The following is a 7,603-nucleotide window of genomic DNA, read 5'->3' as shown; positions in this document are numbered from 1 at the left end:
CCCTCGGCCCTGACCCGGGTCTGATGCCCGGTACACGGTCCGCTCGGACACACCGTGCTGGCGGGCGAACTCGGCCGGTTTCACCTGCACCCCAGTCGCGAGCTTGGCATCGAGCATGTTCATGACACGCCGCTGACAGGCCATCCCGGGCAGCACACACCAACCTGCCGCAGATCCCCACCGACTGACACATGTACCGGGCCTTCATCATTGACAGATGCCATAGGACTGGACAGGGTCGCTTGCTCTATACCTCCTATGCTTGCTCGTCTATACTCGGGTAGGGGCGCTAATGTGATCAAGTCATCGACACTGATCGACGTACCGATGTTAAAGTTCAATTTGCTCGCGTCAGGCGCCAGGTTGTCTGCCGCGGCGGAGAGGTACCTCTTCGGAACGGACGAGGCACAAGGCCAGGGCGCCAGGCCGGTTCGTACGCGATCGGGTGTTTCGGGAGGACTTGACGTCTCCCTCGACGATGAACGTAAGATTTTCGTGAACATTCCCGTCAACGAAGCGTTTGCTGAGAGCTCGCCGTACGAGCTGGACTCGGACGGACAGGATCTTTGGATAGGCAGACGGCTGCAGAACACTCGCGCTCTATGTCGGCCGATCCCTGTGCCCCAGTACTACAGCCGGGACACTGTGGACGGCGCTCAGCCTCTCGTGCGTATCGCGCAGATGTGTTCGTCCGACAGACTGTGCTACGGCATGACCGGCCCGGGATGTAGGTTTTGGAGCAGGGGTCAGCGGTGCAGGTACTGCTCCATCGGAGACAACTACGACGCTGACTCGGCACGCAAAGCCGAGCGCCACTTCCTAGACGTTGTCGACGCGGCGGTAAATGATGCTGCTCGTCCCGCACGGCATCTACTCATCGGAGGAGGAACCCCGCGGACGTCGGACATGGGTGCAGCAATGGCGGCGAGACTGACCCGAAGCGCGAAGGCACGCTTCGACATACCCGTCTATGTCATGATCGCGGCACCCGCGGAAAACCAGTCGATCGATGAATTGTATGATTCGGGCGTCGATGAACTCGGTATTAATCTTGAGTTCTGGAGCGAGGATGCCTGGTCGAGCTACATACCGGGTAAACAAGAGGTGATTGGCAAGGAGCGCTATCTCCGAGCTTTGGAATATACGGCGTCATTGTTCGGACCTGTCCGAGCACGATCCATACTCATTGCTGGGCTCGAGCCCCCCTCCGAGACCATCCGGGCGGTCGAGTACCTGGCGCGGATAGGCGTGATGCCGATCCTCTCACCCTTCCGGCCGTTGGACGGGACGATGCTCGCCGGCGCGACCGGCTTTACTGGGCAAGACTACGCGGACCTTTTTGCCGCATGTCGTCCCATCGCAGCGGAGTTCGGCTTACCATTGGGTCCTACATGCTTGCCGTGCCAAAACAATACGCTTGGTCTACCACCGGACGTCTCGATCTCCGCCACACCGGGCCTGAGGCGGCGGCGGGTGTACCCCGATGATATATGATCGCTTCGACGGATTGCGTACCTCCTTTGCGGCATGGAGCATGTAGCACATGTTCGCTATCGTCCCGCCTGTTGTTGGCGGTCCCGAGGTTCTCACCTGGGCGGAAGTTTCAGATCCTTCGCCAAACCCGGATGAAGTAGTGATCGAGGTTGTGGCCGCTGGAGTGAACCGGGCCGATCTCCTCCAGCGCAAGGGCTTTTACCCGCCGCCGCCAGGTGCGTCAGAGATCCTCGGTCTCGAGTGCTCGGGAACCATCGTGGAAGTAGGCCGGGACGTCCGCGGCTGGCGGATTGGTGAGTCAGCCTGCGCACTTCTCGCGGGGGGAGGCTATGCCCAAAGGGTAGCAGTCCCTGCCGTCCAGCTCCTGCCGGTCCCGCGCGGTGTGTCGGTTGAGGACGCCGCGGCTCTGCCGGAAGTCGCATGTACGGCTTGGTCGAACCTGCTCATGGAAGGAGGCCTTCAGCGAGGCCAATTCGTTCTGGTGAGGGGCGGAACTGGCGGGGTGGGCACGCATGCAATACAAATCGCCCGGGTCCTTGGTGCACACGTCGTTGCGACAGTCCGGAATGATGCCGGATCTGAGTTGTGTATGCGTCTCGGCGCCGCGGCGACGGCGCGGTTTGAGGACGAGCTTCACAAGGTGGTGTCATCCGCAACGGGGGGCCAGGGTCTAGACCTGATACTCGACAACTTGGGCGGGGACTTCTTGCAAGAGAATGTTTCGCTACTCAAGCGCGGCGGGCGCGTTGTCGTCATCGGACTGCAGAAGGGCGTCCGCGGTCAGTTGGACCTCCAAGCGTTGATGGCCAAGTCCGCGTGGATCGGATCGACGAATCTAAGGTCGCGACCGAGCCATGGAAGCGGAAGTAAGGCCGAAGTTGTCAATGCTACTCGCGAGAACGTATGGCCGTTCCTGGAGGACGGTAGTGTAGTTGCGGTAGTGCACCGAAAGCTACCCATGAGTGACGCCGCATCCGCGCACCGCATGTTGGAGCGTGGTGGCGTCATGGGAAAGATCATCTTACTTGCGGACCAGACCGTGTCGTGAGCCGCTGCTCCTCCCGAGAGGGAAAGCGATATGAACCGTCTCGAACGGGCCAAGATGAACCTCCTCACCTACGGTGTCGCCGTGGATCCTGAGGTCGTGCGAGAGGTTACCCAAGGAGGCCAACTCCCGTTGGTCTTCAACGAGTACGCGACTACCAGCGGTCTTTCGCTAGATATCGGTAACGGCGCCTTCTATGTGAATGCGCCACTGTCTCGGACGGCTGGCAACGGCAGCGCCGTCCTTCGGCGCTCAAACGACGGGCTTGCCGTCCTAGTGGGAAATGACCGTTTGGAGGCGCGCATTCTCCCGCTGCCTGGCTACCTTGATCGCACCGATGCGAAGGGCCGCCGCGTCGCCGACTCCATATTCACCGTCGGCGACCGTGCGCGGTTGTCGCCGATCACAGGCTGCAGTATGGCCTGCAGCTTCTGTGATCTTGCTGGGTTGAAGTACTCGAAGCGCCCCGTCGAGCAGCTCGTGGAAGCTTTGATGATCGCGTCGGAGACGGAGGACCTCCGGCATGTGCTCATCAGTGGTGGTACCCCGTCGCGGAGGGACTACGGTTTTTTCGATCTTGCCTGCGCAGAAATTTGCAAGCACTCCGCTCTTCCGGTCGAGGTAATGATGCCGCCTCGGGCGTCGGACCCGTGGTTCGTCGATAGATTGGTCGACGTGGGTGTTTCCGGGTTCGCCATAAATCTGGAAACCTCGGGCATCGGCGAGGTCTCCGACTTGACGAGGCAGAAGGCCTCGCTAGGGCGATCGGCTTATGAGCAAGCGATCAGTCGAGCGGTTCGACGGCTCGGCCGGCAGGGAGCGGTTCGCTCGCTCGTGGTCGTCGGCCTGGAACCGCCCGGCCACAGTCTGGAGGCAATCGAGTGGCTGGCGAGTTTGGGGTGTGATCCCGTGATCAGTCCGTTCCGGCCTGCCGTTGGGACACCCTTGGAGCAATCGGCTCCATGTTCCGAGGTCATGCTGACCCAAGTCTTCGAGGCCGCAGTCGAGATTGTGTCTCAGAAGGGCGTCGCGCTAGGTCCCAGATGCGTGGTTTGTCAGAACAACGTCATGGCACCGGTCGGATGAAATCCCTGTGAATGTGGCCGAGATGCTCCGTTCGCTGGACCAGATATTGGCGGGTAAACGCCTTGTTTGGCTTGGGGTGCGAGGGGTGGATGCCTGGCCGCTTGCGCAGTTGCGGGCCTTTACTGACTGTTTTTCACTCACGCAGCCGCTGCGAGCACAGTGCGCCGTCCTCGACTGTTCTTTGGAAACTCGGATGGGGAGACGTTTCGACCTCAATACTTTCGAATACGACTTCGAAAACATGGGCGATCTCGTTGCATGGCGGGAGGTGTTCGAGAGCAAGGTGAGCCGCTATTCCGCCACGTTTCCGTATAAGGGCTCGCGCTTTTCCTGGGAGGCGCAAGTGGCGCGAGGGGGCAGGGACAGCTACCTCGGTCTTTTTGCCGATCACCAGGCTTGCTTCGACAACCGGGTCTGGATCGACGCCGAGCTTCAGGCTCAGGGTATCAGGATCCTGCCATGGCAGTATGCTCGGCCAGGGGATGCTGACGGGCGAGTCTATGCTGCCGTCGCTGGGCGGCCGCAGGTGATTAGGCTCGCAAGGTCGAGCGGTGGATCCGGTGTCGACATCGCTGAGACACCGGAGGACGTTGATCGTCTGACCGGCTCGGTTAGGTCGCAGTTTTCCTATACCGATTATCTGGAGGCAAGCCTGCCGCTCAATGTCGGGGCGACGGTTGACCATCGGGGTGTCGTGACCGTACATGGGGTATCGGTTCAACTTGTTGGGGTTGAATCGTGCATTCACCGTCGTTTGGGATATTGTGGGAACGATTTCGCCTTGGTGAAAGACCTGGATAAGGACCATTTGTCGGCGTTAGACCGACTTGTTGGTCAAGTGGGTCGCTGGCTGGCCAGTTCCGGTTATCGGGGAGCTTACGGGATGGACGCTCTTCTCCATCGAGGCCAGATTTACTTCCTCGAGGTGAACCCACGTTTCCAAGGTTCGTCGGGGACGTCAGCGCGCCTGAGTCGAGAACTGGATCTGCCCGACATCTACCTGTCCCACCTGGCTGCTTTTCTGCGAATAGATCAGCAGCCGACACTGGATCTTGAGAAATTGGTTCATGAGCAGGCGAAGCGCTCGGTGGTGCACCTCTATAATGGAGCGGAGAGCGTCAGGGTCGGAGCATCGGAGTCGTCGGTGCTGTCCGAGGCACCGATTTCCGGTGTCCCAGCACCGAATGTGGTGGTTGATCCGCTGGCGGCTCTGTGCTCCGTAACATTCGAATGCTCTGTGACGGCAAGCGGGTACACCCTGCGAGACTTCGCCGATGCCAAGGTCAATACCGTTCTTGGAGCTATGCTGATCTCTTGATTCCATGATTCGGCGGGGTGGTCGCAAGAAGCCTCGGCAAGGGTGAAGCGCTGAAATCACGGCTGCCAAAGCCTGCGACGACCCGCGGCCATCGACCCGGCGTAATCCACGGGCTAGTGTGGCGTGTCTGAAGTGATTTGACGGTGTGGGTGCGGGAGAATGAGGCATGTCTGTTGCTGCCGCGTTGATCCTGCGTCCCGGTGACGGTGCCCGGTTGCGTGAGCTGACCCGGTCGTCGACGGCACTGGCGGGGCATGTGCAGCGGGCCCGGATGTTGTTGCTGGCCGCCCAAGGCCTCCCGAATGCGGAGATCGGCCGGCAAGTGGGGATGACCCGGCAGACGGTGATCGCCTGGCGGGCCCGCTACGAGACCGGCGGGATCGACGCCCTGGCCGATCTGCCCCGCTCGGGCCGCCCGCCGGTGATCGATGAGCCTGCTGTGATCGCGTCCACGTTGAACCCGCCACCGCAACAATTGGCGGTGACGCACTGGTCGGCACGGCTGCTCGCCGAGCATTTGAGCAAGGCCGGGATGCCGGTCAGCTTCGCCGAGGTCGCCCGGATCTGGCGGGCGTGGGGCCTGCAGCCACACCGCTCGGAGACGTTCAAGTTCTCCACCGACCCGCAGCTCGAGGCCAAGATCCGTGACGTCGTCGGTCTGTATCTGGACCCGCCCGCGAACGCCGTGGTGGTCTGCGTCGACGAAAAGTCGCAGATCCAGGCCCCCTACCGGACCGCACCGCTGCTGCCGATGCGTTTCGACCAGGCCGAACGTCGCACCCATGACTACCGCCGACACGGCACCACGACGCTGTTCGCCCTGGAAGTCGCGACCGGGAAGATCACCGCGGACGCCTGCTACGACAGGCACCGCAAACGATCTCGCTCCCCGGCTCGTGTACTCCGTCAGGTTGAACCGGCGGCGCTGCGTATATCCGACAGTGCCCGGTACGTCGCCAACCACAGCGGCGCCTGGCAGCGGCGGCAGGTGGAGGTGGTCGACGAGCTGTTCCACCGGCTCGGGTACCGCCACGCGCGGCCCAGCTGTGGGGCGGCGTCACGACGGTCGTCTCACATGCAATGCTGCGACACGCGCAGATTCGGCAATCCAAGGTGTGCACGGAGGATGAAGCCGCCGAACCGGTTGCTGTCGCTGACACCGCTGCCCAGGTCGGCGCAGAGCCGGGTGGACAGCTACGGAAAGCTTGATACAGCTCGCCGGCCGTTGATGGCGCTTTCTGAGCGTCGGCCATCTCGAGCGGCTGTTAAGTTCGGTGACCTCGTCCGTGTCGACATAGCCGTCGCCGCACCGCCCTCGGCAACCAGCCCGTGGTGGTCCGACGGTTAGGACCGCGGCGCTACTGGTGTTGATCGACTGGATCAACGTGTCGGCGCGGCGGCTGTCGATCGCTGAACCGATCAGGTCGCGCTTCGGCGGACCGCCGATAGCGTCACGATTGGGCCCTGAGCTACGGGTATGCGGTTATTATTCTGCCAAGTATGGTCCACGAGGTGCAGGGGCCGTGTGTCCGCGGAAAGCGCGGACCTCGGCCCCTCGTCATGTCTGCCGGGGGGCCGAGCCCTCCGAACCCCCCACGTGACTGTTGCTTGCGCTTGGTGGGGGCGACGTGTCGTTGAGGTCTTGACGAACACCTTCGCGTTGTGCCGGGTGATCTTTGTTGGTGGCCCGGCTGTGCTGGAGCGCGCTGTATGGCTACGGCGTCCGGCTGTTGAGGAGCCGGTCCACGAGCCGGTCAACCAGGGGCTGCAGGGACGGCGTCCCCAGGTCCTCGTAAGCCATCGAGAAGCCCCGCATCGGATGCCAGCGCAGGTCTTTTCGCTCTCCGCCGGAGCGATCCCAGCAACGCATGTAGGCGGGCAAGCGAGCCCCGAGAGAGGTGTGTTTCACCCCGGTGGGGCCGCGTGGGTTGTCCACCAGGGCCTTTTCCGAGCCCGATCCGCTTGTCTGTCCCTCCGCATCGAGGACCACAGCGCCCTGGAACTCCCAGTAACCGGGTCCCATCGGGTTGACCCAACCGGACCAGGTGAGCAGCACCGACGCCGGATAGTAGTTCCCGAAGGGAATCGCCTGAAGGGAGATGTTCGCGTTCGAGTTGAAGACACTGCCGAACGCCGTCGCGGACGACAGGCCGGCGTATCCGGCGAAGATCTCGAGTCCGTCTGACCACCAGGTGGCGGACACGCGCAATGTGCAGACGTCCGGCTTGATGAGATGGCTCAGGTCGGTGACGTCGCGGTTCTGTCCGGCGATGCTGAAAAGCAGCTCCAGCACGGCGGCCTCGATCTCGTCCTCGCTGGCGATGCCCGGCATCTTGATGGTGAAAAGCGTGGTCTCGTGTTGCCGGAGCGGGCCGAAGGGCTTGGCGAGGACACGCTCGTCCGGCGGTTTCGCCGCGGCGCCGTTCGCCTTTTTCGGCTTCACCTCGAGCGCCCGATCGGCGCCCACGAGTTCGGTCGGCTTCCACCGGCCCTCCTGCTCGGTCGATTGAAAAACCACTGGGCTGACCTGCAGACCTGCCGCCGGACTCAGTGCGCTGTTCAAACCCGGATCGAGCAGCTTCTCGATGATTTCCTTGGCAACGTCCGTCCCGCTACCGCTCGCGGCCAACGCGGAAGCTATCTCCAAAGGTTCCACGATT

At 62.2% G+C, this 7,603-nt stretch carries 6 protein-coding genes; 5 read left to right on the top strand and 1 reads right to left on the bottom strand.

Features of this window, described 5'->3' with window-relative positions; translation table 11 throughout:
* Positions 1–258 precede the first annotated feature (258 nt).
* The 5 genes from ODJ79_RS47160 (at position 259) to ODJ79_RS47155 (ending at position 6,291) form a co-directional block, all read left to right on the top strand.
* Entirely contained in the window at positions 259–1,494 is a 1,236-nt protein-coding gene (locus ODJ79_RS47160) for a radical SAM protein (protein ID WP_411267323.1), read from the top strand.
* A 49-nt stretch (positions 1,495–1,543) separates the two neighbouring features.
* A complete protein-coding gene (locus ODJ79_RS16080; protein WP_263024256.1) occupies positions 1,544–2,542 on the top strand; it encodes an NAD(P)H-quinone oxidoreductase in 999 nt (332 codons plus the stop codon).
* Positions 2,543–2,572: 30 nt separating this feature from the next.
* On the top strand, positions 2,573–3,625 hold the full coding sequence (locus ODJ79_RS16075; RefSeq protein WP_263024255.1) for a radical SAM protein: 1,053 nt from the start codon (positions 2,573–2,575) through the stop codon (positions 3,623–3,625).
* A gap of 22 nt (positions 3,626–3,647) precedes the next feature.
* Positions 3,648–4,943: an ATP-grasp domain-containing protein gene (locus ODJ79_RS16070; RefSeq protein ID WP_263024254.1), complete on the top strand. Its 1,296-nt coding sequence runs from the start codon at positions 3,648–3,650 to the stop codon at positions 4,941–4,943.
* Positions 4,944–5,109: 166 nt separating this feature from the next.
* Complete coding sequence (locus ODJ79_RS47155) at positions 5,110–6,291, top strand: IS630 family transposase (protein WP_411267322.1); 1,182 nt, start codon at positions 5,110–5,112, stop codon at positions 6,289–6,291.
* Positions 6,292–6,657: 366 nt separating this feature from the next.
* On the opposite strand, the gene ODJ79_RS16060 is transcribed toward ODJ79_RS47155, so the two are convergent.
* Positions 6,658–7,599: a hypothetical protein gene (locus ODJ79_RS16060; RefSeq protein WP_263024253.1), complete on the bottom strand. Its 942-nt coding sequence runs from the start codon at positions 7,597–7,599 to the stop codon at positions 6,658–6,660.
* Positions 7,600–7,603: the final 4 nt, after the last annotated feature.

The organism is Actinoplanes sp. KI2 (assembly GCF_025630775.1).
In the GTDB taxonomy this organism is placed as follows: Bacteria; Actinomycetota; Actinomycetes; order Mycobacteriales; family Micromonosporaceae; genus Actinoplanes.
Note: the sequence above shows the minus strand (reverse complement) of the source record. Positions and strands in the feature narration are given on the sequence as shown.